Origin of the sequence: Fibrobacter sp. UWCM, assembly GCF_900129735.1 — a bacterium.
Lineage (GTDB): Bacteria > Fibrobacterota > Fibrobacteria > Fibrobacterales > Fibrobacteraceae > Fibrobacter.
The window spans coordinates 1-26249 of the sequence record NZ_FQWR01000022.1; the positions used below are offsets into that span (position 1 = coordinate 1).

A 26249-nucleotide genomic window follows, 5' to 3' on the forward strand; every position below is an offset into this window, starting at 1 on the left:
GTATACCACTTAACAAGAAAAAAGGATATATTTTAACTTAACCGGTAATGAATATGGTTGTTCATGAACCCACTATTAAAAAACCTACAAATCCACTGATGCATAAAATAGAGTCGCAGGGGAGATGGCTAGAAGGGAAGATTAATGAGTGGACGAAAAACCGTTATCCTGTGTATAGAGTTGGTATTATGATAGGGGCGTATGTGGATAATATCAATAAGGATTTCTCCAAATATTGGATAATTAATGATGGCGCCTTTGCCGGGTTGTTTGATAAGGAACGGGAAAAATATCCTTTAAACGATGTGTTAAGAATTGCGGATTCTCTTCAACGTTTTATAGAAAAGCCGATAAACTGATATAGAAGTTGTTTATATGCTTGATAACTCCAACAACATTGTAGTCCTGCGGGCGGAAGAGGAATGGCAGCGCGCAGGGGCGTATTCTGTCCGCATACAGGGCATGAACCGGCAGCACCATATTTCGCTGCGGGAGGAATTTGACGAGCACGATGGCGATGGCACGAAGTATATCGTGCTGCTTGATGCCGGGTACCCGGTGGCGACGTGCAGATTCTTTGAAACGGCTCCTGGGCATGTGACGCTCGGGCGGGTGGTCGTTCTGCCGGAATACCGCGGGCGAAAACTGGGCGTGATGGCGGTTTGCGAGGCGGAAAAGTGGATTGCGGAGTGTGGCTATTCCGAAATCGACATTGAAAGCCGCATCGAGGCGGTAGAATTCTACGAAAAACTCGGTTATGCACGGGTGGACGACAGCGTTGTCCGGAGCGGCGTATTTGACTGCGTCCGCATGAGGAAGTCCCTTCCGGCTAGGTAGTTTTTTCTAAATTTATCCTTGCAAAATTCAAACAAGGATAAAAACATGCGCGATCAGTTCGAAAGCCCGCTTATCAAGCGTTACGCCAGCAAGGAAATGAGTTTCATCTTCAGCCCGCAGTACAAGTTCCAGACTTGGCGGAGGCTTTGGATTTACCTCGCCGAATCCGAAATGGAACTCGGTCTCCCCATTACGCAGGAGCAGGTGGACGAACTGAAGGCCCACGAGAAGGACATCAACTTCGAAGTCGCCGAAGAAGAAGAAAAGCGCCGCCGTCACGACGTGATGAGTCACGTTTACGCTTACGGCGTGCAGTGCCCGAAGGCCAAGGGCATTATCCACCTCGGTGCAACGTCTGCTTTCGTGGGCGACAACACCGACCTCATCCAGATGCAGCAGGCCATGATTCTCGTGCGCAAGCGCCTTTGCCGCGTGATGGACAAGCTTTCCAAGTTTGCGATGGAATACAAGGACATGGCCCAGCTCGGTGCAACGCATTTCCAGGCGGCCCAGCTTACGACGGTTGGCAAGCGCGCTTGCCTCTGGCTCCAGGACATGCTCATCGACCTCGAAGAACTCAACTTCCTCATCGAAGTGCTCCCGTTCCGCGGCGTGAAGGGCACCACCGGTACGCAGGCGAGCTTCATGGACCTGTTCAATGGCGACGAAGAAAAGATTATGGAACTGGACCGCCGCGTGACCGCCAAGGCGGGCTTCAAGCGCGTGCTCACCATCACCGGCCAGACCTACACCCGCAAGTGGGACAACCGTGTGAACCAGGTTTTGAGCTCCATCGCTCAAAGTTTGCACAAGTTCGCCACCGACATGCGCCTCATGCAGGGCGTCAAAGAAGTGGAAGAACCGTTTGAAAAGACTCAGATCGGCTCCAGCGCCATGGCTTACAAGCGTAACCCGATGCGCAGCGAACGCATTTGCTCCCTCGCTCGTTTCGTGATGGCCCTGGTGAACAGCACCGCCTTTACGCAGGCGACGCAGTGGTTCGAACGTACGCTTGATGACAGTGCGAACAAGCGTCTCGCCATTCCGGAAGCGTTCCTCGCCATGGATGCCATGCTCATCATCGCCGAGAACGTCACCAACGGCCTCGTGGTTTACCCGAAGGTTATCGAAAAGCGCATCATGGCCGAACTCCCGTTCATGGCTACCGAAAACATCATCATGGAAGGTGTGAAGAACGGCGGCGACCGTCAGGAACTCCACGAAGAAATCCGCGTGATGTCCATGGAAGCGGGCAAGGTCGTCAAGGAACAGGGCAAGGACAACGACTTGCTCGAACGCGTCCTCAAGAACGAAAAGTTCCAGAAGCTCGGCATCACTGAAGCGAAACTCAAGGAAATCCTCGACCTCCGCAAGTTCGTGGGTCGCGCTCCGGGCCAGGTTGTGAAGTTCGTGACTGAAGAAGTCCGCCCGGCGATTGAAAAGATACCGGATTGGGCTAACATCGACGCCGGCGAATTAAAAGTGTAAAATCGCTTTATAACACATCGCAATACTTTGTCACGCGAGCTCTCGCAGTATGTTTTATACAGCTTCGGCTCGCGTTTCGCGTCTTGCTCGGTTCTAAAGCGATTTTTTTGCTCGTTTCTGGGCGAATTGCGTTCTAAAGCGATTTTTGCTTTTTATGAAACAAATTGTTCTATATAGGCTGTTTTGCTTGGGAAACTTGCGAAAAAAATGCATTTGCATGTTAGTTTTGGGGTGATTTAGTTTATATTTTTGTGTGTAGAGGAGAAAAACTTATGGATATCAAAAAAGCAAAAGTTTCCGGCAACTGTGAGTGGTCGCCTTCCACGCAAAAGAAGCTCGCCTCGATGCTCGGGGTGTCGGCGGCAACAGTGCTTGCCAGTGCGGCGCTGACGGCATGTGATACGACATCAGCTACCAGTGGCGATGTTGTAGAACCCACATCTTCCGAGCAGATGACTTGCGGGGAAATGCCATGCGATTGGGAGTATCATGAATCCAGTTCGTCGGTGGCACAGTCCAGTTCTTCCCAGACAAGATATTCCTCGAGTATTGACCCAGTCGGCGGGATTTCTTCGAATAGTGAACCGCCAAGGCCTTTGTCCAGCAGCTATGAAATTGACTCGCTCGAAGTGACTTCGGGCGAGCTAATTCCGCCGGAATATATTGAACCGGAATCGGGCTCCAACATTGATACCGGGCACCTGGAATCTTCTAGTTCGTCATCCTCTGGTGATGCGATTCCGCCATCCTCCTCTTCTATGGAATTGGTGCCGCTTGCGGGCGACCCGGTTGTACCTGAACAGTAATTTTCGTCAATGAACCTGGTTCTTTCTCTAACGGAACGGTGTAACCTGCGTTGCACCTACTGCTACTACAAGGTGAGCCATGAGACCCGCAGCCTGGTGATGTCGAATGACATTATGGAGGCGGCGATTAGGCTTGCTTTTGAACGCACGCTTTCGCTGAACCAGCGTTTTTTGAACATCACTTTCTTTGGCGGGGAGCCGTTACTTTGCATGGATTCCATCCGCAGGGGAGTGGAGCTTGCGAAAGGCTTGGTGCATGAACGATTTGGCGAAGACGTGTTGCTCGGGCCGCCGACTTCGAATACGACATCGCCGAAGTTTCGTTTGCGTTTCGCGGTCAACACGAACGCTACCTTGCTGAACGAAGATATCATCGAGTACCTGAAGCGCGAAAAGTTCCGTATTTACCTCTCGCTCGACGGCCCCGAGGCTCACCACAATATCTGCCGCAGGCAGGTGGGCGGGGAGGGTTCCTTCAAGCTGATTGAGCCGCATATTCCCGTGCTCACCAAGCTCGATACGGTTGTGCTTTCGGTGGTGACCCGCGACAACATGCGCTCGCTTACGGATGCGGTCCGCTGGATACAGGCGCAGGGGTTCAGGAACATGACCGCCGCCGTGGATTTCGACGGCAAGTGGACGGGGGAGGAATTCGATGTCCTTGCCGCAGAATACGAGAAACTTGCCGAATTCTGGCTCGAACTCAAGCGCAAGAAAGTCCCCTTCTACCTTGGAACAATTCAGGACAAGTTAAAGTTCAGGCTTACTGGGCAGCGCCACCGCACGTCTAGCTGCCAGGTGGCCGAGGGCATTGTCGCCTGTGCCGCGAACGGGAACCTTTTCCCCTGCACGCGGTTTATCACGAGCAAGCCGGATGCTCCCTACATTTTGGGCAATGTCTTTGACGACCCAGCGCAAATCTGGAATGGAGCGGTGGCCCGCGATATCCTGGACTTCTTCAGTCGCGACAAGGAAGACTGCAAGGGTTGTGCCATACGCTTCCGCTGCCATGCGCACGAATGCGCCTGCACGTCGTTCTATTCCACGGGCAGCATTCACGGGGTTTCACCCGAGGTGTGCACGCACGAACGCATGCTCGCCGCCATATGCGACGATGCAATAGTTTAAAAATGAAGAGTAGTGTGAGCGGTTGCCCGTGAGCAAAAAGCGACCGGTATCGACCGGTCGTGTTTGCGAGAGTGAGCGCAATCCGGAGTAATTTAAAACCGGAATGTAGCGCGAACGGTCGCTTAAGAGCAGCGGAGTGTCTGGCCGATGCGGAGTATCGATGTGCGCTTGATGCCGTTCAGGCGGCAGAGCCTCTCGATGGTCGTTCCGTACTTGATGGCAATACGCCCCAGTGTATCGCCCGGGCGAATCCTGTGATAACGGTGTTTTGAGAGTTCCTTCTGGATTTCGTTGTGGCTTTCTACAGCCGGGGCGAGAGCGTACTGTTCGGAATTTTCGAGCAGGGTGCCTTCTTCGAGGTTGAAAACCGTTGCCGGGTCGATGTTGATTTCGCCGTAACGGATTTCGAAATGCAGATGCGGGCCGGTCGATCTGCCGGTATTGCCGCCCCAACCGACAAGCTGGCCGCCTTCAACCATGTCGCCCACTTTCACGAGCCTCTTTTTCAGGTGGCCGTAGAGCGTGCGGGTGCCGTTCGCGTGCTCGATCATCACGTAGTGGCCGTAGCCGCGACGGTTGTACTTGGAAACGATGACTTTTCCCGGGTAGACGGCCACGATGGAGTCGCCAATGGAAATGTGCAGGTCAACGCCCCTGTGCAGGCGGAACTTGCGGATACCGTAGGGGGAATTGATGCGTGCCCCGTGCAGTGTCGGGAAATGCGCCCCGCTAAAGTCAAGAAACTGGAGCGTTCCTTCTGCAAGGTTGGAATTCTCGAGAGAATCGAGTTCCTCGGATTCTTCTTCGGGTTCGGCGACGGCGACAAATTCTACCGCCGATGCGGAATTGCCGAGGGTGGAATCCGCTGTTGCGGAACTGGAACCTGCGGCGATGTCTGCCTCCGAGGCGTTTTCTGCCGGGGCGACCGCCTCGGTAACTTCGGACGCAACGCCTTTTGCAATTTCGTCCTTTGCTGCTTCGTTCTCTTCGACTGTCTTTTCGACGGCGCTCTCGACCGCGTTTTCGGCAGGAACTTCTTCGCCGAATGAGAGCGCGGGGAGCATTCCCAGACAGAGGATGGATACGTTCAGCAGTTTCATTGTGGTGCGAAAGTTAGAAATTTTTTGCAATATTTCAAGTTTATAAATGAATGTCAAGTTTGGACAAATTTTCAAACGGCTTCAAAAACGCCGAATTTGACTTAAAAACGGCGTTTGCGTGCCGCGCCTGTTTCGGAATCCCATCCATTTTTCTAAATTAACGTGATAACCGACAACAATTATTTGGTCATTTCATGAAATTTTTTTACCCGTTCCTTTGTGCGTTTTTAGTGTTTTTTTCGGCGTGCCATGAAGAAGACAAACTGGCTGCGCTCCGGAAAGATGTTGCTGCTCTTGAAAATAGCGTCGATTCCCTGCAGAAGGCGAAGGAAAAGTTGCAGAATGTGCCCAACTATACCATCCTCTCGGATACAGTCCGTGCGGGTGAGGGGCCGTTCCATGTGTTCTCGCGCCTGAAGGCGATGGTGGAGGGTGGCGATGCCGACCTGGGCAAGGTCTACCTTGCCATGCAGGATAGCGTGGAGTTCAAGTTGCGCGTGGGCGAGAAGTTCTATATCGCGGTGGATGCGGACAGGCATGTGCAGCGGTTCCGCTATGCGCCGAACGTGATTACTTCGCATGTGGTGGTGCGGACCGACTCGGGCTTTGTCTATAAGCTGATTGAAAAGCCTGTGGTACGCAAGCTCTCCGTGTACGAGGGCGCGCTGGAAGAGGGGAGCACGCTGAACGGCATTCTCCTGAAGGTGGGCATCCCGCGCCGCATGGTGGGCGTGGTGAGCGGCGTGTTGCAGTGCAAGGTGGCGTTCCCGCTGGCCCGCGCGGGTGACCGCTTCCGTATTTTGCTGGAAGATTCCTATTTCCAGGATTCCATCTGGGTGTCGGGCAAGGTCGTGTATGCCGAATTTGAGGGCAGGAACGTGGGGCATCACGAGGCTTTCCGCTATGAGGACCCTGACCCGAAGAGTTCCTACAATGCGCACTACACCGAGTCGGGCGACGCGCTTGTGTTTGACGGCCTGCGCTACCCGCTGGAACACCTGCGCATCACGAGTTCGTACGGTTCGCGCGTGCACCCGATTACGGGCCGCGTGACGGTGCATTACGGCGTGGACTACGGTGCCCCGACGGGTACTGTGGTGCATGCGGTTGCCGAGGGCGAGGTGACTGTTTCGGGTTTCGACAACCTGAGCGGCAACAAGATTGCCATCCGGCACAGGGACGGCACGACCAGCTGGTACATGCACCTCTCGGCGCGCGGCGTCGGGGTGGGCGCGAAGGTTTCGCCGGGGCAGGCGATCGGGCGCGTCGGCTCTACGGGCAGGAGCACGGGGCCGCACCTGCACTACGGTTTCAAGAATGCGCAGGGTCAGTGGATAAACCCGCTCTCGAAAACCATGATTGCGACCCCGAAGCTTTCGGGCGAGCGCCTTGCCCGCCTGAAGGAACAGGTGAAGGATATCCGCAAGGAGATAGACCTCACGCTTGCCGCCCCCGCGGTGAAGGTGAACGATTCCACCGACGTGATGGTCCGTACCCGCGTATTGAACTAGAGGCACGCTTTTTTGAACCGGTAAGGCATGATGCTTGAAGATGATGAACTGCGGGAAGTAAGGACGTCGAGGCGCGCACACCGTTCGCGCCGTATCGACGTGATGCGCGAATGGGATTCGGGCATCGTGGACGACCGCCCGACCAAGGAGCGCTTTAGCCGCGAGTTCAAGAAGGCTAAAATCAAGCACCTGAAGAACCCGGTGGAAAATATCGGCGAGGAGAACTGCGTCGAGGGCCTGGTGCTGGAAGTGCACCGCCGCACCTGCGAGGTACGTTTAGACGAAAGAGATATTGATGAAAAAAAAGATAATCTATCGTCTATCGTCTACCAGCGAAGCGGTCTTTCGTCTAATACAGTTACCGCGATGTACCGCGCGACCACGTCCAAGCAGTTGGGGGAATTCCCCGCGGTGGGCGATCGTGTGCTTCTCGGGCTCGTGAACGACGGCGAAGATTCGGGTGACGGCGTGGGTTCGCAGAAGTATTGCGTGGTGCGCGTGCTCCCGCGGAAGAGCGAACTCAAGCGCCCCGGCCCGCGCGACACGTTCTACAAGCAGCAGACGCTTGCCGCGAATATCGACCAGGTGGTGATTGTCGCGAGCGTGACCCAGCCGGAGTTCAACTACGGGTTCATGGACCGCTTCTTGCTCGCCTCGAACCTGAATAGCCTGCCGTTCATTCTGGTGCTTACCAAGATGGATTTGCTCCCGAACGGGGAGGCAGACCTTTCGGAAGATATTCGCGATTTTATGAGCATCGCCGACAAGGTGATTCCCGTGAGCGTCAAGACGGGGGTCGGCCTCGACGACCTCCGTAACGAGCTTCTGGGCAAGTCGTCGGTGTTTAGCGGCATGAGCGGGGTCGGCAAGTCCTCGCTGGTGAACGCGCTGGTGCCGCACGCCGCGCTTGCGACGGGCGAGGTGCGCGAGCGTGACGGCAAGGGCCGCCATACCACTATCTCGTCGAGCCTGTTCGACTTGCCGGGAGGCGGGATTGTCATCGATACGCCTGGGATCAGGGGTATCGGCCTCATGGATTTGGACAAGGAAACCCTGGCGAAAATCTTCCCGGGATTCTTCGAGGACGATATCTTTACGTGCAAGTTCAGCAACTGCATACACGTGAAGGAGGCGGGCTGCGCCGTGCGGGCCGCCGTCGAGTCGGGCAAGCTCTCCAGGGCGCGTTATCGGAGCTACCTCCGCATACTGAATTCTTCGGATTGATTATATTGTTGATATGGATGTCGTGTCTAAAATAACTCTGGTGGCCTCCATCGTGCTGATGGGTTACAGTGCATCGCAGCTCGTGGCAAATTCTGCCGAGTTGAGCGAGAAGGCAGACGAGATCAAGACGCTCATGAAGGTGAGCGAATCTCGCGAACGTGGAATTCGCCTGTTTAATTTTGCGATTTCGTTCTCGTTATTGCTGGCCTATGTGTTTCTTGCCCATTTTTCGGGCCTTGCGTACTGGGTTTCTGCCGTTATAGCCTTGAAACTTGCGTTTACGCTCTTTTTTTCGGACCGGGAACTCCGCATGGAAATCCGTGGCGAGGATATGGGCCGGCGTGGAATCCTGATGGACAAGGCGGATTCGTTCTTGAACGTTTTGCTCGGGCTTTCCATCGCCCTGGTTTTGGTACTGTAGCATGGGAAACAATATGAAAAAGATTCTCCTTGGCGCTGTATGCGCGCTGATGTTCTGCTTCGGGACTGTCGCTGCTCAGACGAATTCCTCGGGTGCGTCTGCAGCATCTGCTTCATCGGGTGCCGCCTCCCAGGCATCGCAGACGACCGGGATTCACACGCCGCTCTTTTTGGGCAGTGCGCTCGGCTTCGGTACGGGTACGGGCGTGGGGTCCGAGAGGGGTGTTGGCCTCAGACAGATTGAGCCCATGTTCGGGATATGGTTCCCGCACGTGGCGTTCTTCCGCGCAGGTTACGGATTCTTTGATTTTGATGGCGAAGGCGAAGACGGTTCCGAAACGGAAATCGAGCATTACAACCTCGACGTGGAGCTGGGCGTTCACGTGTTTGGCGACTTGTATGTAGTCGGCAATTTCTCGAGGGCAAAGGAACTCTCCGATGTGGGCGATGTCTCGTGGAATGAATGGGGCGCCGGTTTCGGGACAATCTTCAGCATATTCTCGAAGACGATGCTCTTTGCCGATGTGGGCTACCGTTGGGTGCTTGACCACTACGACCCCTTCTTGAACAAGAATGTTTCGGGCAGCCGCCTGCAGATGAACCTGGGTTTCATCACTTACATTTACTAGGGCAAGGTTCCGCGATGAAGAATGTTGCCATTATGGGTGGTGCGTTTGATCCGGTTCACATGGACCATGTTGCGGTTGCGAGGCTCTGCCTGAAGCACGGGCTTTGCGACGAAGTGTGGTTTGTGCCGAGCCCTGACAGGTGGGATAAGACGCTCAACGCCTCTCCCGAAGACCGCTTCGCGATGCTTGAACTTGTAACCTCCGACGAACCGCGTTTTGTGCTTTCGGACGAAGAAATCCGGCAGGGAGATTTTCGCGGGTCTTACGTGTTTTTGAAGGGCCTTGCGGAAAAGTACCCCGAGGTGAATTTTCGCCTGCTTGTAGGGGCGGACAGTTACGAGAATATTCCGCACTGGCGCGACCCCCTGCATTTTTATGGCACGGAGTACAACGGCCACCTGCTGTTGCGCGACTTCAGCCTGATTGTTTTTGCGAGGAGCGGCTACCCGCAGATTGATATCGATGCGCATCTCGCTAAGGGGTATGCCCCGCTGTTCTGGCTAGGGGAAAAAGAAGGCTTTGTGGGAAAGTTCTCGAGTACTGCGATACGCAGGGAGTTGCTCTACAACAGGGGCGTAAGGCCTGCGGGATTAGCCCCTGCGGTGTACGACTACATTCTGGAAAATGACTTGTATAGCGAATAATTTGGGGTAGGACAAATGAAATTTGTAGATAACTTGAGGCAGAAGCCCTTCGTGCAGAAGGTGGAGAAGTTTTTCCCGGCGATTGCTTTCCTCGGCGGTTTCGGCTGGGATTCCATAACGCTTGGGCGGCAAATCGACAATACCGACCTGCTGTTCCTGCTGGCATACTATACGGGTGCGTTTATACTCGTGATTCTTCTTTCGGCACACCTGGAGCATCCGGAGGGCTGGACCCGCGAACGCATTATGGCGGCGAAGGCATCAACGGGCGGTAACGCCCCGGCGAAACCCGCGGCTCCGCAAACGGCAGCACCTGCAAAGCCTGCCGCCCAGCCTGCGACGGCAAAGCAGCCTGCAGTTCAGGAGGCGAAGGCTCCGTCTCCGACGAACGCTAAACTTGCAGCCGTGGCGGGGAAGATGGCGAATATCGCGAAGCCCGCGACGACTGTGGTGGCCTCGAAAATCAAGAACGTGGCCGACGCATCGGCGACGAAAATCAAGAATGCTGCGGATGCCTCGACCGCCGAGGCGAAGAAACTTGCCGACAAGATTGGGTATGAATCCATGGCGGTTCCCAAGAACGCCATTGTGGTGGAACACCGCTTTTTGGACCGCGAGTGGAGCGAAGTGTGGAAGGACCGTTTCTCGTGGATGTTGCAGTTCCTGTTCGGCGGCATGTTCAGCGCGCTCGTGGTTTGCTACTTCAAGAGCAGCGGCTCGCTTGCATCGCTCCTGCTCGTGATTGTCCTCGCGGCCCTTCTGGTGGGTAACGAATTCCTGAAGAAGAAATATGAAAGTTTCGGCGTGAGCCTCGCGTTTTTCTGCCTGCTGGGCACGATGTTCATGAACTTCACCATCCCGCACGTGGTCCACAGGATTGGCTTTATCTGGTTCCTTTTGAGTACGGTTGTCTCGTTCCTCATCTGCGTGGGAATCCAGAGGCTCTCGCACCACAAGAAGCGCGTGCTCATCGCCCCCGCAATCATAAGTTCTCTCCTGGTTATTGCCTATGTAATGAACTGGGTCCCGCCGGTCCCGCTCGTGCTCAAGCAGCAGATGGTGTGCCAGAACTTCGACCGCAAGACATATTCCTGCGATATCGACGCCCCGACATTCTTGCAGACATTGGGCATCAAGTTGCCCTCCGTTCACCGCACGGACAGTTCCGAGGTGTATTTCCTGTCGTCGGTCTACGCTCCTACTGATTTGAAGGCCGAACTCGAATACCGCTGGTACTATATGGACCCCGCTACGGGCAAGTACAGCCTTACCGACAAGATATCCTCGGGCAGGATGACCATCGTGGGCGGGCGCGAGTCTGGCTACCGCAGCTTCACGAAGAAAAAGAACATTCCTGCGGGCCGCTACAATGTGGAGGTCGCCTACAAGAACGGCGCCGTCATCGGTTCGCAGAAGTTCGAAGTGTTTGAGGGCGAACCTCCGAAAGGCTTTGCCCGCGATACGTTGAGGTAGTGGCGTTCGTCATGAAGGCTCCCCGCGACATGTACTTCGAGAGCGTCGTCCGGCCCGAACACGACCGGATGCTCCTGCTCGATAGCCTCTGCTACCGCTTTACCTACCATAGCCGCGAGCAGTGGAAGGAAAACCTGGAGCGCGGGCTCGTTACCGTCAATGGGGAGGTCGCGGGGCCCGAAACGGTTGCCCGCAAGGGCGACAAGGTCGTGTACCATGTGGAAAATTACGACGAGCCCGAGGTGCCGACTGATTTTAGCATCGTGTTCGAGGACGAGGAATTCATGCTGGTCGCAAAGCCTGCGGGAATCCCGGTCCACCATACCGCCCGCATATTCTACAACACGTTTGTTTCCGTAGTGCGCCGCGAGACCGGCTACGAGACGGCGACGCCGATGCACCGCCTGGACCGCGATACGGGCGGGCTCATGCTATTCGCAAAATATGCGGAGTCGGCGGCGCGTTTCCAGAAGAACCTTGACCGCATACTGCTCCGCAAGTTCTACATGGCGGTGGTGCGCGGGGAATTCCCTCACGAGGAATACCGCTGCGACACGCCCCTTCGCGAAGACCCCGCAAGCAGAATCCGGCTCAAGATGTACCCGTTCGATGACGGCAAGCCCTGCACGACCATATTCCGGAAGGTGCGCTCGGTTGTTCGCGACGGCGAAACGTTCACGGCCATCGAATGCGAACTCCTGACCGGCCGCAAGCACCAGATACGAGCCCACCTCGCGAGCCTCGGGTTCCCGATTGTGGGGGACCGCCTTTATGCCTTCGATGGCCTGTACTACGAAAAGATGGCGGAAGGCGCCCTTACGGAAGACGATTTCCGCGTTTTAGGCGCGCATAGCCATATGCTCTATGCGTACAAGGTAGAACTCCTGCTCCCGTACTGGGATACACCGCGTACGTTTGTGTGCGAGAATTTCCCGACTGAAATGAAGGACTTAATCCGCTAAATTCGCTCAAAAACGTCTTTTGTGGAGGCTGAACCCGCGCAAATTCATGCTCCGGGCTCCCTGTTTTTTGTATCTTTTATGCGTAAAATTTTGAACCTACGGTTCAAGGAGTTGAAAAATGAAATCTAGAGTCCTGTTGGGCCTGGCCTGTGTCTCCATGATGATGGCCGCCTGTGATTTACAGAAAAACGATGCTCAGAATGCCGAAGCCAAGGTGACTGGTACCTCTACGGACGACCAGAAGTTCGCCTACATGCTGGGTGTGCAGTTCGGTATGCAGAATTTCAAGATGCTCCCGCTCCAGATGGGTGAGGAACTCGACGAGGACGTGGTCGTGCAGGGTGTTCTCGATGCCATGAAGGCTGAAAAGGACACGAACTTTAAACTGCAGATACCCGTTGATACTTTGAGGCAGGTCAGTTTTGACTACAATTCCGTGGCTCGTACCCGTATGGAATCCATTCGCCCCGATAGCGCGACGAACGCTTCCTTCAACGGCGACCAGTCGAAGTTCCGTGCCTACATGGATTCTGCGATGAAGGCCCTTCCGGTGGTTCCCGCTCCTGCTCCGAAGAAGGCTCCGGTGACGATTGGTGAAACCCCGACCAAGAACCAGAAGCTCTCCTACTTTATCGGCGTGCAGTTCCAGAACCAGTTCAGCGCGATTGGTGGCCAGTTCCAGACGGAATTCGACGTGAACTACTTCGTGCTCGGTATCCGCGATGCCGGCGCCAAGACCCGCGATACCACGCTCACGAACGCCTTGCCGGATGATTCCCTCAGGGCTGTTGGCGAACGCTACAACGAGAAGATGAAAGTTCTCCGTGAAGAAGCCATCAAGAAGGCCCAGGAAGAAGAAGCCAAGCTGAAGGAAGAGGTGAAGGGCCTCCGTGGCGATACGCTTGCGAACGGCATGCCTGCCAAGATGAACTACAAGGTGAAGGTTACTGGCATCACGAACAAGGCCGAAAACCTCGAGACCTGGGCTGGCAAGCCTCTCCTGATTTTCTACTTCTCCGCGACCTGTGGCCACTGTGCACATGCCGCTCCGCAGATTCTCGACATCGCGAAGGAATTTGCCCCGAAGGGCCTTACGACGGTTGCCGTTGCCAGCGGTGGAAACAACAAGAGCGGCATCCGCAAGTTTGCCGACAATGCGAAGTTCGACGACACCATCAACATCGTGTGGGATGAAGCCCGCCAGTTCGGTGAACTCTACAGCGATGGCTATGTGCCGAAGGTCTACCTCGTGAACCCGGATGCATCGTACAAGGAATACGTTGCCTTCGAGGGCGAGAAGGAAACCCTCAAGGCCGAAATTGCCGCCCTCATGGATGGCAAGCCGGTCGTTTGGAATCCGGAACCGCCGAAGCCGGCCGTGGTCGATACGCTCAAGCCCGCCGCCGCTACTGCTCCGGCTGCCAAGAAGTAGTGTCTACAAACGCACAATTTGATGTCGTCGTAGTCGGTGGCGGCCATGCCGGCATTGAGGCGACGCATGCCGCCTGGAAGCTCGGTGTGAAAACCGCCATGCTCACGATGGATGTGAATGCCATCGGGCGTATGAGCTGTAACCCGGCCGTAGGCGGGGTGGCGAAGGGCCAGATTGTGCGCGATATCGATGCGCTCGGTGGCCTGATGGGCCTTTTGACCGACAAGGCCGGGATCCAGTTCCGCATGCTCAACATGAGCAAGGGGCCCGCCGTGTGGGGCCCGCGCGCCCAGTGCGACATGAAGTATTATAGCGAGATTGCCCGAGAGGTCATTACGAACCTTCCCGGGCTTTCCGTTATCCAGGGGGAACTCGCCGCGTTCGAGCGCATGCCCGATGGCCGCCTGGAACTTACACTTTTGAATGGCGAACGCTACGTGACCCGCGCGCTCGTGATTACGAGTGGAACTTTCCTTGCCTCCAAGATGTTCACCGGGCTTGAGACGAGCATCGGTGGGCGAGTGGGCGAGCCGAGTGCAGACAAGCTTTCGGAATGCCTTGCGGCTAACGGCATTGCGCTGCGCAGGCTCAAGACGGGTACGCCGAGCCGACTCGACCCGGATACCATCGACTTTAATGAATGCGACGTGCAGCACGGCGACGATGTTGCCTGGCCCATGAGTGACCGCCATGTTGCAGAAACGGTCCCCGGCCGCGATGCGGATTATTTCTGGGGAGACGCTACGAACAAGTTTGTGCGTAACGATTGCGTGTGCTGGATTACGCGTACGAATTTAAAGACTCACGATATATTGCGGAGCGGCTTCAAGGACAGCCCGATGTTCAGCGGTCGTATCCACGGCAAGGGCCCGCGCTACTGCCCGAGTATCGAGGACAAGATTAACCGCTTTGGCGACCGCGACGGTCACCAGCTGTTCCTTGAACCGGAACAGGCGGACATAGGTCGCGTGTACATCAACGGTTTCAGTTCCAGCCTGCCTGCGGATATCCAGCTTGCTGCAATCCACACGATTCCTGGCCTCACGCGCGCTCGCGTGTTGCAGATTGGCTATGCGGTGGAATACGATTCCGTAGATGCCACGCAGCTTTTCCCGACGTTTGAATGCAAGAAGGTCCCGGGACTCTACTTTGCGGGCCAGGTCTGCGGTACGAGCGGCTACGAAGAGGCTGCGGGTCAGGGTCTTTTGGCCGGCATCAACGCGGCTCTGAAAATAAAGGGCGATTCGCCCTTTATTTTAGGTCGTTCCGACAGTTACCTCGGGGTGATGGCGGACGACCTTACGAACATCCTGCTCGACGAGCCGTACAGGATGTTCACGAGCCGCGCCGAATACAGGCTCTTCCTCCGGAGCGACAATGCGGAAACCCGCCTGAAGGAACGCGCGCACGCAATCGGGATGATTTCGGACAGCGACTACGCCGACTGGAAGCGCCGCTGCTCCCTTGTGGAAACGGCCCGCATGCGCCTCGCCGAAGAATCCGCGCTCCCCGAGCAGGCGAACCGCATTCTCGAGGCCGGTGGCCAGGCGCCCGCGACCGAACGCACCCGCTGGATCAACGTGCTCCGCCGCCCGGGTATCGACCCCGAGCAACTGTTCACGGTTGCCCTCCCGGACTTGCCGCTCACGCGCCGCGACCGCTGGTTCATGTATGCCGAGGAAATCTATGCGGGTTTCTTCGACAGGCAGGCCCGCGAAATCGAGGACCAGAAGAAGATGGAATCCGTGCGCCTGCCCGAAGATTTCGACTACATGCAGGTGACTGCCGTAAGTATCGAGAGCCGCCAGCGCCTGAACGCCCACAAGCCGCTCACGCTGGGCCAGGCAAGCCGCATTCCTGGCGTTCGCCCTGCCGATATTACCGTGCTTGCGCACTGGCTCGAGAACAAGTCCTGCTAACTGCGGGCTTGTGTCTCAGAATTGCCAACTCGAGGCACGCTCACTTGATAATTTCGGCAAAAATTGCTATCTTTGCGCCGTCAAATTAACATAATTGTCTAAAGACAAAATTCCAAGAGGTATATCATGGCAGAAGAAAAAGAAGTCAAATCCACAGAAGAAGTCAAGCCTCAGGAACCGAAATCTACAGAAAAATCTCAAGAAAAGAAGGCTCCGGCCAAGAAGAAACGCCCGATGAACGCAAAGCGCAAGGGTGCCGCTCCTGCTGCCAAGAAGCCCGCCATCTTCAGTGATTCCCTGGAAGACCGTTTCCCCAACCTCGCTGCTAAGCTCAAGAAGTCCATCGAGGACGGCATCAAGCAGAAAATCAAGGAAGCCCAGAACGACCCGAAGGTCAAGGCTGCATCCAAGAAGTTCGCTGCTGAAAAGTAATCTGACTTTTTAGACTTTAGAACACCCTCGGTTCGCCGAGGGTGTTTTTCTATATTTGTGCTCATGATTAGCATTACCAAGCTCTTGATGGATACCCCGAATTACGGAGATCAGCTGCGTTACGAACCTCGTGCCCACGAAAGCAAGAATGGCGTGGCGCCGGGACGCGGTCCCGTGGTGGTATGGAACTGCACCAAGACGTGCAACCTGAGTTGCGTGCATTGTTACGCCCGCTCCGAGGCCATCAAGTACCAGAATGAACTGACGCACGAAGAAGGCTTGGCGCTTATCGACCAGCTTGCCGATTTCAAGGTGCCGGTAATCCTCTTTAGCGGTGGTGAACCGCTGCTTCGCCCCGACTTTTTTGAACTTGCGAACTATGCGGCAAGCAAGGGAATCCGCCCGACCATCAGCACGAACGGCACCTGCATTACGCCCGACGTTGCAAAGAAGTTGAAGGACATGGGCGTGGGCTACGTGGGAATCAGCCTGGACGGCTGCGAGGCGACGCACGACAAGTTTCGTGGCAAGGAGGGCGCCTACAAGCTTGCGCTCCGCGGTATCCGTAACTGTGTGGCGACCGGCCAGAAGGTGGGGCTACGCTTTACGATTACGCGCTACAACGTGCAGGACCTGAATGCGATTTTTGACCTGCTTGAAAGCGAGAACATTGACCGTGTGTGTTTCTACCACCTGGTTTACAGCGGGCGCGGTTCCGCGATGGTCGCAAATGACCTGAACCACGAAGAGAGCCGCAAGGCGATGGACCTGATTATTGACCGCACGCTCGACTTCAAGAAGCGCGGGATAAACAAGGAAATTCTGACCGTCGATAACCACGCCGATGCAGTCTACCTTTACTTGCGCATGAAACGCGAGGACCCTGCCCGAGCAGAGAAGGTGCTGGAACTTATCCAGCGTAATGGCGGTAACCGCAGCGGTATGGCCTTCGGGAACATCGATAGCATCGGGAATGTTCACCCCGACCAGTTCACGCAGTACATTACCCTCGGGAACGTGCGCGAAAGGAACTTCGGAGAAATCTGGAGCGACGAAAGCAACCCGATTATGGCGGGGCTCAAGAACAGGAAGCCGATTTTGAAGGGACGCTGCCCCAAGTGCGCCTACCTGAACCTGTGTAATGGCAACTTCCGCACCCGCGCCGAGGCCGTGACCGGAGATTTCTGGGAACAGGATCCGGCCTGCTACCTGACGGACGAGGAGATTAATGGATAATTGATAATGGATAATGGATGATGTGAAATTATCAATTATCAATCATCAATCATCAATCGTCAATCAACTTTTTCACTCCTCACTTCACATTGAATATGACTGAACTTGAACAGCGTCTTCTCTCTGTCATTCAGGACGCCTTCCCGCTGGAAGAGCGCCCTTACCGGCGGTTGGCGGAGGTGCTGAACGCGCAGGAAGCGTGTGCTGGCGGCGAAGCTCGCGGGCATCTCACGGAACAAGCGGTCTTCGATGCTGTCGAGAACCTGCGTCGCTCGGGCATTGTCCGCCGTATCGGTGGCATCTACGATTCCCGCAGGCTCGGTTTTATTTCGCGCCTCTGTGCGGGCAAGGTTACCGACCTCGACAAGTTCGCATCCGCTGTCAACGGGATTCCCGCGATTACGCACAACTACGTGCGCTCCCACGAATACAACGTGTGGTTTACCGCCATCGCGGAGTCGGAAGGCGAAATCCGCGCAATTGTTGACGGGCTCTGCGCAAGTACGGGCCTGCACGACGTGCATATCCTTACCGCGACGAAGAAGTTCAAGATAAACACGGTAATGCGCGTCTTGAAAGAAAATGAAGATTCCCGCCTACGCGGGAATGACGATCGAGGTGGGGAATTCATTGCTGCGTTATCGTCGTCCGACAAGGCACGCATTCGCATTGCCTGTGACGATATCCCGCACACGCTCACTCCGTTTACGGACTGGGGAGTTTCCCTTGAGGCTCTTCGCGACGACCTCGTGCAAAAGAGAATGCGACGCTTCGGGGCAATCCTCCGGCATCAGGACGCCGGCTTCGCGTATAATGCTATGGTCTGCTTTAAATTAGACGAGAGATTAGAGACGAAAGACGAGAGAAGTGTCATCCTGAGCGACCCCTGGAAGGGGGAGTCGAAGGATCCTGCTGGTGCAATCCTTGCAAACAAGCCATACATTTCGCACTGCTACGAGCGCCCCGCCTTCGAAGGCTTCCCGTACACGCTCTATGTGATGATGCACGCGCAGTCCGCCGAAGAACTGGATGCGTTCATAAAGGATGCCGCTGTCTCTATCGGCAATCCCGAATACGCGGTGCTCCATTCCGTTAGGGAACTCAAGAAGACGAGTTTCAGGTTCTTCGCGTGATTCTTGGCTAGAACTTGCAGCCGAGCGAGGCGTAGAATATGCCTCGCTGCCCGAAACTCAGCAAGTTTAGGGTCAGGGGTAGAGTCTTTCCCAGTTCAAGCCCGAGCAGGGTCGCATGGAACATGGGGGCAGCACCATTCCCGTTGAAGGCAACGCCCGCATCCAGCTCCATAAACGGATTCACGAACCCGTTTACGTTGAAATTCAGTTTTGCCCTTGGCATGATGGTGTAGAGCGACTCGTCCTTGATAGGCATGGAGTAGTTGAAGACGAGGCCTGTTTCAAATATTTCATTGACCTTGTAGCCGTAGTCTATGGAAACTGCGCCCAGGATTCCAAAGGAGTCTTCTCCGCCGAATATGCTTATGATTGCAGAGCCAACTATGCCGACAAAGTCCGAAATGGTCAAGATGCCGTAGCCGATGCTTATGGAATGGCGCTTGAATTCGGGTTCATTTTTGACGGACTTTTCTGTGTCGGGCTGTACGTCGGTATAGTTCTCCGGTTCCTGTGCGAAAGACATTGCAGCGGAAAGCATGAGTGACAAGAGAATGACTTTAAGTTTCATATATCCTCCTAATACAATTTAGTTTCTATTGCGATGCGGTGGCCGGCCTCGAAGCCAAAAATCGTGCCGTCGTGAATCTCGTAGTTTATACCGAACCCGACGGAGCGCCCGAACATGTGGAAAAAACGCGTGACGTCGAACTTCATCTTGTAACCGTGGTACTTGTCGTCCATCTTGCGGTACGCGCGGGCGAGGTTCCTGTTTTCGGATTCCTCGATGCGCGCCTGGTACAGGAATACCTCGCTGAGTTGCCAACCCGTATGGAGTGTGTCGTTCCAGCCGAGTTTCCACACGAGCGATGCCTTGAACCCGATTTCGTCACCGGGCTTGTAGTTCTTGTCTTCGAGGAAGGCATTGTACCGGAACGCCGTCCCGAGCGAAAGCGTTCTCGAAAATTGCAAATAACTGAACGGTTCGATATTCAGGCGGTGGAAGCGGTTCTTTTGCGAGCCCTCGCCGGGAGGGAACCGCCAGCCCGCATTGAGCCCCAGGAAAGATACGGGTAGGACCCTTATTCCGGCGTATGTCTCGTTGAACCCGTTCACGTGCAGGTTGCAGTAGTTGTGGAGATACCCTTCTGTTGAATACTCGTAACTCACGCCCAGGAATCTGAATGCCCCGTCCACATAGAGGCTCAGGTATCGCGGGATTATCGCGTATTCCGCCGCAACGTCCATGTCGAGGCTGTACACGTCTTCGTCGAGCTCAAACGCCCCCTGCACGGCAAGTCCCGTTGTAGGCGGCAAAATCGGGTGCAGGTTCTCTGTGGCCAAGGCTGCCACACAGAGAAACGGTAATATGCATCCGAAAACTTTGTTCATGTATGGAAATATATCAAATTTTTGTTGCCATGCACCTTGCATATATTATATTTCTTGCAGATGCTTTCGTTTATCCTGCATAGGGCGGCCGCGCGTTTTAAACTCGCGTTACAATCGCGTTTTAAACCCGCGTTGCATGCGCATTTTTATCCCGCGCAACTCGTCGTAGTCACGGCGTTATTTTGTCTGTGCGCCTGCCTGGACGAGCCCACCGAATCATCGCCGGATTTTCTCCCGATGGACGATTCCGTGTACCCGTATGCGAATCTGCCCCGCATTGTCATCGAAACGAAGAATTTCGCTGGAATTCGTGACCGCGAAACGGAAATCCCTTCACGCCTGCAGATATACGGCAAGGACGCCCCCGAAAGCGAAGTCTACGAACTCACCGTGCGCGGGCGGGGCAATTCCAGTTTCAAAATGCCCAAGTATGGCATGAAACTTGAATTTAAGGACAAAGTAAGCTTGTTCGGGATGCCCAAGAACCGTGATTGGGCGCTGGTGGCGAATTTCGGTGACAAGAGTCACCTGCGGAACTACATGGCGACCCGCCTTTCGGAATGGCTGGGCATGCCCTATACCCCGCGATGCAAGTTTGTCGAGGTGTACCTGAACCGCAATTATGTGGGCCTCTACCTTCTCATGGAAACTGTGAAGGTGGCTCGCGAACGCGTGAATATTCCCGAAAACGATACCACTTTCCTCTTCGAGAAGGAAAACGACAAGAAAATCGATGAACCGTTTATCCGCTCGAGCATCGGGTATGCGTTCCATGTAAAGTCCCCGAAGAATCCTTCCGAGGAATCGCTTGAACTCTTGCGCAGCCATCTCGCCGATTTCGAGGATGTCTTGCTGCATTTCAGTACCTCCGATACGGGGGCTATCGCGCGGTGGATTGACATGGACGACTTCAAGCCTTACTACTGGGTGCAGGAATTTTCCAAGAACGAGGATGCCATCTTTGCGCGGAGCATTTTTATGACCTGGCAGAAGGGGAGCCCGATCCATTTTGGCCCCATCTGGGATTTTGACATTTCGTTCGGCAACGAGTCTCGTGAGCTCAATCGCAAGTTTGAAAACTGGCATATCCGCAGTTATCGCTGGTTCTACTATTTCTTCAGGGACGATGCTATCCGTTCGCAAATAAGGGAGTACTGGTTTGAACACCGCGAAACCTTCCGTGCCCTGGTAGATAGCGTGCCGTTGTACAGGTCTATTATCGAGGATGCCGTAAAGAACGAGTACCGGCGCTGGCCTATCATGAGCAATACCGAGAACTGGGCGCTCAAGGACCCCTACGAGGATTACGACGAGGCTATCGATGTCATGGTCCAGTGGATGAAGGACCGCTTTGACTGGATAGAAACGACACTGAAAGAGGAAAAATAAAGAAAAAGTCGGAAATTTTTAAGAAAAAAGTAGGCCCTAATCTGAGCGGTTATGGAAATAAATTAGTTTTATGCTATAACAATATGGAGCAATCTATGCTTTTTAAACGTTTGTCCCTTCTCGTTTCATTCTTTGCCGTTATGGTGTTTGCGCAGGAGCCAGCCTCCTTCACGGAAGTGCCCCTGCAGGCTTCGACCAACGTCGAAAAGAAGGACGATAATTCCTCCACGATATCGGTGTTCGTCAAGAACCCCGAAGAAATCCGTGCATTGCGGGAGGACTTGAAGAACTTGCAGACCATGGTGGGGGATTCGAACCCCGAGGTCGCGGCTCTTTTGAAGAGGGCGAACCGCGTGGCGGAGATGAACGACCGATGCGCCTCCATTTCGCTGAATGACCTCCTGGATACGACATGTGCCCGCTTCTATGAAGTGGAACTCCCCGCGTTCGAAAACGAGTACATGGAAGTGACGGGCGAGGTCAGGCTCGGTTCCATGCGTATGGCGACCACCCTTGAGGAACGTACCCGCCAGTTGGCGAGCTGCTCCGAAGCGTTGACCAGCATTATCATTAGCCGTGAACAGTTGCTCCGCCTTCGCGGTAACGTGTACCTGGAACCCATCAACTTCGATGGCGATTTTGATGCCGAATACATCTTCTCGCTTTCCTATGACCCGGCGCGTGTGGAACAGCAACAGCGCCTAGCGAGCCTCTGGATTGAAAAGTGCGGCCCTATCGTGGTTCGCCAGTCCGGGTCGGAATTTGCCCCGATGTTTATCGCCACGTTGAAGGTAAAGAACGATTCCTTGAAGAAGGCGGGCTCGAACGTGAAATTCATGCTGAACAAGAAGACGCTTATGCTCCGCATAGATATGCGTAGGCCGGTGAGTGGCGCTTACTACCTGAACGGCGTGCGCCTTTTCGAAAAGACCATCGACGCTGACCAGAAGCAGTCGAACCTCCTCTTCGATATCAAGAACAAGAAGGCCGTTCTGAACCAGCCCAAGGATGCCGAAATCCAGAAGTTCCATGGCAAGGAAGTCTTCAAGAAGTTGAAGAAGATGGAAATGGTTGGCCGCTGGGCTTGGGACGAGGAAAAGTTGCCCGATGAAGTTGTCAAGACGGAAGTTCACGAAGAATCCGAAGTCATGACGGCCGAAGACTCCCTTACGTACAAGCAGGGAATTGCTGAACTTGAACGTGCCATCGCCGAAGAAAACAATGAAACAGCCGCTGACGAGGCTTCTGCTGCCGAGGCGGCAAGTGATGCCGCTGGAGGTGAAGGCAAGAAGAAGTCTATCCACTGGATTCCGCTTGCGATTTCGGGAGCCGTACTTGCGGGTGGTGTCGCTATTGCGTACGTGTTCAACAAGAAGGCGAAGGATGAAAGGGATGCGTTTGAAAATGGTAGCACCGGCTATGAAGAAAGCAAGAAGGCCGTGCAGGATTATCAACGAAATCGTACAATCGGTGTGAGCTTCGCGATTATCGGTGCAGTCGGTGTTGGTCTTTCATTTGTTTTCTAAGGCAGGAGTGTCGAGGTGAATATGAAAAAGATTCGTTTGTCTGTTGTGATGCTCTCCGCAGCCATGATGACTGCCTGTACGGACTATGTGGCTGAAATTGAGGATATTCAGCAAGAACGCGCGGATAATCTAAATGCTATGTACGAAAATAGTCAAAAAAATGATCCGTCGGAACTCATTTTCTTCTCGGGATGTTCTTGCGAAGTGAACAGGGGAAACCTTGTCGAGAATGGTGGGCAGCTGTATTACAATACGGAGTCCAATTTCCCAACGATTTCCTACGCTCTCGTAAATTGTGCAAACATGCCGGATAAGGTTGAACGCCTAACGGGATACTACGAAAACATGTTCATAGAATCCTACAATGTTTATCAAAAGGAGGGTGTCTGGTGGGCGGATCTTCAACTGAACGGAACTGCACAGAACGCTTTACTTGGTGGTACGGTTTCCACAGCTTTGAGTACGTATGGTAATAGTAAGCCTATGGCTAGCTCTGTTGAATGTCCCTCGGTAAGTTTCGGATACAAGAATACGGTTGAAGAAACTGCTCCGGTACAGAACCCGTCGTCAGTTCAACCATCTTTATCCAGTAAAATTCCCTGTGGTGACCTGTGGTGCGGACCTACGGATACGGAAGGCAAGGTTGAAACAGGCTCTGATGATGAAACAGCCGGTTACTGGTTTGAATTCAATGATGCTAACGACTACGGTACGTCTTCTATCTCTTATCCGCCCGATGTCTCGGTGAATGAATATGATAATTTCTTCGGCCCACTCACTGAAGCGTATCAAGGAATCAAGGGTACTGTTATGATAGGTGCTGGCTATGATTACCCTTATGTCGGCTTGGGCTTTAATCTTGTGAGCGGAGATCAGGAGGGCACGGATATCTCCCGTTGGGAAGGAATCTGCCTGGTCTATTCATCCAACTTGAATTTTGCAATAGAATTGCAAGTAGAAGATGAGGCCACAGTTACGGAATACAATAACTATAAGGCATCCGTTGCACGCTCGGCAAATATGACTACCATTGACTACCCTTGGTCTAAATTTAAGCAAGAGGTCGGTTGGGGTAAAACGGTTGTAATTGATTCTGTACTTAGAAAGACAGCTGCAATCAAGCTAAAGTACCAAGGCGTAGCCGGTTCTACGGGTGATTTCGTATTCTATTCCATCGGCCGCTTGGGAACCTGCAAATAGTCTAGCCTCTTTTTCTATCTTTGGGCCATGCGCAAAATCTACATGGCAGGCATGAGCCACAAGGTGGCCGAAATCGCAGTCCGCGAAAAGTTCTACATCCCGATGGATGTGAAGACGGAAGCGCTCGGCCATTCTCCGTTTGACGAACTCCTGATTCTTGCGACGTGCAACCGTACCGAAGTCTACGTGGCATCGGACAGGGAAATTGCCGAGGCGGAACTCGTGCAGTACGTGTGCAAGCTTGCGGGGCAAAGGTTCGAGGATTTTGCGAAGTTCTTTTACTTCAAGGCGGGTGATGACGTTGCGCATCATGTGATGAACGTGTGTGCGGGGCTTGATTCGGTAGCGGTGGGCGAGGACCAGATTCTGCACCAGATTGGCCGTGCCTACGAGACGGCGCATAGCCTGCATGCGACGGGCAACAGCCTTAACAAGTTGTTCCAGGGGGCAATCCACACAACCAAGCGCATCAAGACGGAAACAAACCTGAGCAAGCTCAGCTGCAACATCCCGTTTTTGGCGATGAAGCAGGTGCAGCGCACGTTCGATGACCTCGAAAACCGCTCCGTGTATATCGTGGGTCTAGGCGAGATGGGTTCCCTGATGCTCAAGTACGTGCAGGAATACACCACGAACATCTTCGCGAGCAGCAGGACTTTCGCGAATGCCGAAAAGTTTGCGGACGTGCTCACCCCCGTAAAGCTCGAGGACCGCTACAAGGTGCTGGGCAAGTGCGATGTTGTCGTACTGTGCAGCATCTGCCAGGAACCCCTTATCACGAAGGATGAATTCGAGAACGCTTTGTCAGAGTGTCATTCGGAGCCCTTCGGCAAGCTCAGGGCAGGCTCCGCAACTAGCGAAGCGATAGAATCCAAGCGTCTAATCATTGACCTCGGTAGCCCGCGCAATGCGGAAGCCTCCATTGGCGAAATTCCCGGTGTGCAGTACGTGTGCGTCGATGACCTCGAAAAGATTGTTTCGGAGAACCGCCGCCTGCGCATGGTGGAACTCGAGGCCGCACAGAAAATTTTGAAGGAAGGCCTGGACGAGTTCTTGCAGTGGTACCGCATGGACGAGGTTTCGAAGGATATCCGCGTGCATGCCGACAGGATGGTTGCAACCGCGAACGAGGAATCCGAAAAGCTGTTGCGCTCGATGCCCGACTTGCCGGAAAATGAACGCGAACGCATCCGCATGATGTACGAACGCTTTGCGAAGAAGATGGCGAACGATTACCTGTACAAGGTAAAGGCGGGCAATTCGCCCGAAGACGTGAAGGTGTTCCTCAAGTGCCTGGAGGCAAGCGATGAATAATGCCGTTTTTTCGCAGGGCGGAAATGTGCGCCCGCTGCGGATTGCGACGCGCAAGAGCGCCCTTGCCGTGGCGCAGACTACGCTTGCCGCCAACGCCCTCGTGTCGGCGAACCCGGGCCTCACGTACGAACTCGTGACGATGACGACCGAGGGCGACCGAAGGCTCGACAAGTCCCTTGCGAGCTTCGGTGGCAAGGGCGTGTTCATCAAGGAACTTGAAGTCGCCCTGCTTGAAGGTCGCGCCGATATTGCGGTCCACAGCCTGAAGGACATGCCGGCAGAAGTCTTGCCGCAATTCAGGCTGGCCGCTGTCCTCAAGCGCGAAGACCCGCGCGATGCGTTTATTGCCCGCGAGGGTGCAGACGGCGTGCACTTTATGGACTTGCCCTCGGGAGCCCGCGTCGGTACAGGCAGCATCCGCAGGGTGGTGCAGCTCAAGGCGCTCCGTCCGGACTTGGAATACGTGCCCATCCGCGGGAACATCCAGACGCGCCTTTCGAAGCTCGAGGAACTTGATGGCGTAGTGCTGGCGGCTGCCGGCCTCAGGCGCATGGGCCTAGCCGACCAGGTGACGGAATACTTCGATACCGACAAGGTTTTGCCTGCATCCGGTCAGGGAATTCTCGCGATTGAAACTTTGGCCGATTGTCATTCTGGAGGGAGCCTTGCGACCGATAGAATCCAGACAATCCTCTCCCGTGTGAACGACGCTCCCACTTATTGCATTGCCGTTGCCGAGATGGCCTTCCTCAAGGCGCTCAATGCGGGCTGCCAGTTCCCGGTGGCGAGTTTCGCCGAATTCGTTTCTCTTGCAGGGAAAGGCGAATTTGCGAACGATTCGCAAATTCATGGCAGGGAGGAAGGCAACCAGCAGATTATGAAAATCCGCGGCATCTACTGGGACGAATCTTCACAGCGGTTGCTCCGTGCGGAACATGGCGTGCAGTTTGGTGCGCTTGAATCCGGTGTGGGCGAATCGTTTGAAAATGCTGTGACGCAGGCCCGCGACGCGGGAATTGCTCTTGCGGGTAAAATCCGTGAACAGCTTGCGCGCTGA

25 protein-coding genes are annotated in these 26249 nt (G+C 54.6%); 22 read left to right on the top strand and 3 right to left on the bottom strand.

The features are described from left to right. Window positions 1-47: 47 nt before the first annotated feature. From BUB22_RS12665 to BUB22_RS12685, 5 genes are all read left to right on the top strand, one after another. Window positions 48-359: a hypothetical protein gene (locus BUB22_RS12665; protein WP_073115632.1), complete on the top strand. Its 312-nt coding sequence runs from the start codon at window positions 48-50 to the stop codon at window positions 357-359. Between the two features lie 16 nt (window positions 360-375). Beyond that, entirely contained in the window at window positions 376-837 is a 462-nt protein-coding gene (locus tag BUB22_RS12670; RefSeq protein ID WP_073115635.1) for a GNAT family N-acetyltransferase, read from the top strand. A 45-nt stretch (window positions 838-882) separates the two neighbouring features. After that, the gene (gene purB, locus BUB22_RS12675; RefSeq protein ID WP_072812693.1) at window positions 883-2325 is read left to right on the top strand and encodes an adenylosuccinate lyase; all 1443 of its coding nucleotides are present in this window, start codon (window positions 883-885) and stop codon (window positions 2323-2325) included. Between the two features lie 272 nt (window positions 2326-2597). After that, complete coding sequence (locus BUB22_RS16440) at window positions 2598-3131, top strand: hypothetical protein (protein ID WP_139258994.1); 534 nt, start codon at window positions 2598-2600, stop codon at window positions 3129-3131. Window positions 3132-3140: 9 nt separating this feature from the next. After that, the gene (locus BUB22_RS12685) at window positions 3141-4259 is read left to right on the top strand and encodes a radical SAM/SPASM domain-containing protein (protein ID WP_073115641.1); all 1119 of its coding nucleotides are present in this window, start codon (window positions 3141-3143) and stop codon (window positions 4257-4259) included. A gap of 122 nt (window positions 4260-4381) precedes the next feature. Here the strand turns inward: BUB22_RS12685 and BUB22_RS12690 are convergent, their stop codons facing one another. Then, the gene (locus BUB22_RS12690; protein WP_073115644.1) at window positions 4382-5359 is read right to left on the bottom strand and encodes a M23 family metallopeptidase; all 978 of its coding nucleotides are present in this window, start codon (window positions 5357-5359) and stop codon (window positions 4382-4384) included. 194 nt (window positions 5360-5553) lie between these two features. On the opposite strand from BUB22_RS12690, the gene BUB22_RS12695 reads away from it, so the two are divergent. The 12 genes from BUB22_RS12695 (at window position 5554) to BUB22_RS12750 (ending at window position 18374) form a co-directional block, all read left to right on the top strand. Next, entirely contained in the window at window positions 5554-6870 is a 1317-nt protein-coding gene (locus BUB22_RS12695; protein WP_073115647.1) for a M23 family metallopeptidase, read from the top strand. A gap of 27 nt (window positions 6871-6897) precedes the next feature. Further along, window positions 6898-8094 carry a ribosome small subunit-dependent GTPase A gene (gene rsgA, locus BUB22_RS12700; protein WP_073115651.1) on the top strand — a complete coding sequence of 399 codons (1197 nt, stop codon included), beginning with the start codon at window positions 6898-6900 and terminating at the stop codon, window positions 8092-8094. Between the two features lie 22 nt (window positions 8095-8116). Then, window positions 8117-8515, top strand: a complete 399-nt coding sequence (locus BUB22_RS12705) for a hypothetical protein (protein ID WP_139258995.1) — start codon at window positions 8117-8119, stop codon at window positions 8513-8515. 13 nt (window positions 8516-8528) lie between these two features. Then, on the top strand, window positions 8529-9143 hold the full coding sequence (locus BUB22_RS12710; RefSeq protein ID WP_083535534.1) for a hypothetical protein: 615 nt from the start codon (window positions 8529-8531) through the stop codon (window positions 9141-9143). Between the two features lie 14 nt (window positions 9144-9157). Then, window positions 9158-9787 (top strand): nicotinate-nicotinamide nucleotide adenylyltransferase, encoded by a 630-nt coding sequence (locus BUB22_RS12715; RefSeq protein ID WP_073115654.1) that lies wholly within the window; start codon window positions 9158-9160, stop codon window positions 9785-9787. 15 nt (window positions 9788-9802) lie between these two features. Then, window positions 9803-11260, top strand: coding sequence for a DUF2914 domain-containing protein (locus tag BUB22_RS12720; RefSeq protein WP_254794748.1), 1458 nt, complete (start codon window positions 9803-9805; stop codon window positions 11258-11260). 11 nt (window positions 11261-11271) lie between these two features. Further along, entirely contained in the window at window positions 11272-12222 is a 951-nt protein-coding gene (locus tag BUB22_RS12725) for an RluA family pseudouridine synthase (protein WP_073115752.1), read from the top strand. 118 nt (window positions 12223-12340) lie between these two features. Further along, the gene (locus BUB22_RS12730; protein ID WP_083535535.1) at window positions 12341-13654 is read left to right on the top strand and encodes an FKBP-type peptidyl-prolyl cis-trans isomerase N-terminal domain-containing protein; all 1314 of its coding nucleotides are present in this window, start codon (window positions 12341-12343) and stop codon (window positions 13652-13654) included. Then, a complete protein-coding gene (mnmG, locus tag BUB22_RS12735; RefSeq protein WP_073115663.1) occupies window positions 13654-15573 on the top strand; it encodes a tRNA uridine-5-carboxymethylaminomethyl(34) synthesis enzyme MnmG in 1920 nt (639 codons plus the stop codon). The genes BUB22_RS12730 and mnmG overlap by 1 nt, the downstream gene beginning before the upstream one ends. Before the next feature lie 126 nt (window positions 15574-15699). Then, window positions 15700-16005: a hypothetical protein gene (locus BUB22_RS12740; protein WP_072812656.1), complete on the top strand. Its 306-nt coding sequence runs from the start codon at window positions 15700-15702 to the stop codon at window positions 16003-16005. A 63-nt stretch (window positions 16006-16068) separates the two neighbouring features. After that, window positions 16069-17241, top strand: a complete 1173-nt coding sequence (nirJ1, locus tag BUB22_RS12745) for a putative heme d1 biosynthesis radical SAM protein NirJ1 (RefSeq protein ID WP_072812654.1) — start codon at window positions 16069-16071, stop codon at window positions 17239-17241. A 95-nt stretch (window positions 17242-17336) separates the two neighbouring features. Further along, window positions 17337-18374, top strand: coding sequence for an Lrp/AsnC family transcriptional regulator (locus BUB22_RS12750; RefSeq protein ID WP_073115666.1), 1038 nt, complete (start codon window positions 17337-17339; stop codon window positions 18372-18374). A gap of 7 nt (window positions 18375-18381) precedes the next feature. Here BUB22_RS12750 and BUB22_RS12755 read toward each other — a convergent pair whose 3' ends face one another. Then, window positions 18382-18942: a hypothetical protein gene (locus tag BUB22_RS12755; RefSeq protein WP_139258996.1), complete on the bottom strand. Its 561-nt coding sequence runs from the start codon at window positions 18940-18942 to the stop codon at window positions 18382-18384. An 8-nt stretch (window positions 18943-18950) separates the two neighbouring features. Beyond that, on the bottom strand, window positions 18951-19763 hold the full coding sequence (locus BUB22_RS12760) for a hypothetical protein (protein WP_073115672.1): 813 nt from the start codon (window positions 19761-19763) through the stop codon (window positions 18951-18953). A 237-nt stretch (window positions 19764-20000) separates the two neighbouring features. Here BUB22_RS12760 and BUB22_RS12765 point away from each other — a divergent pair, with 237 nt between their 5' ends. The 5 genes from BUB22_RS12765 (at window position 20001) to hemC (ending at window position 26249) form a co-directional block, all read left to right on the top strand. Next, window positions 20001-21152 (top strand): CotH kinase family protein, encoded by a 1152-nt coding sequence (locus BUB22_RS12765; RefSeq protein WP_073115675.1) that lies wholly within the window; start codon window positions 20001-20003, stop codon window positions 21150-21152. A 95-nt stretch (window positions 21153-21247) separates the two neighbouring features. Beyond that, the gene (locus BUB22_RS12770; protein ID WP_139258998.1) at window positions 21248-22678 is read left to right on the top strand and encodes a hypothetical protein; all 1431 of its coding nucleotides are present in this window, start codon (window positions 21248-21250) and stop codon (window positions 22676-22678) included. Window positions 22679-22699: 21 nt separating this feature from the next. Further along, window positions 22700-23878 (top strand): hypothetical protein, encoded by a 1179-nt coding sequence (locus BUB22_RS12775; RefSeq protein WP_139258999.1) that lies wholly within the window; start codon window positions 22700-22702, stop codon window positions 23876-23878. Between the two features lie 27 nt (window positions 23879-23905). After that, window positions 23906-25192: a glutamyl-tRNA reductase gene (gene hemA, locus BUB22_RS12780; RefSeq protein ID WP_073115683.1), complete on the top strand. Its 1287-nt coding sequence runs from the start codon at window positions 23906-23908 to the stop codon at window positions 25190-25192. Continuing rightward, a complete protein-coding gene (hemC, locus tag BUB22_RS12785; protein ID WP_073115686.1) occupies window positions 25185-26249 on the top strand; it encodes a hydroxymethylbilane synthase in 1065 nt (354 codons plus the stop codon). The genes hemA and hemC overlap by 8 nt, the downstream gene beginning before the upstream one ends.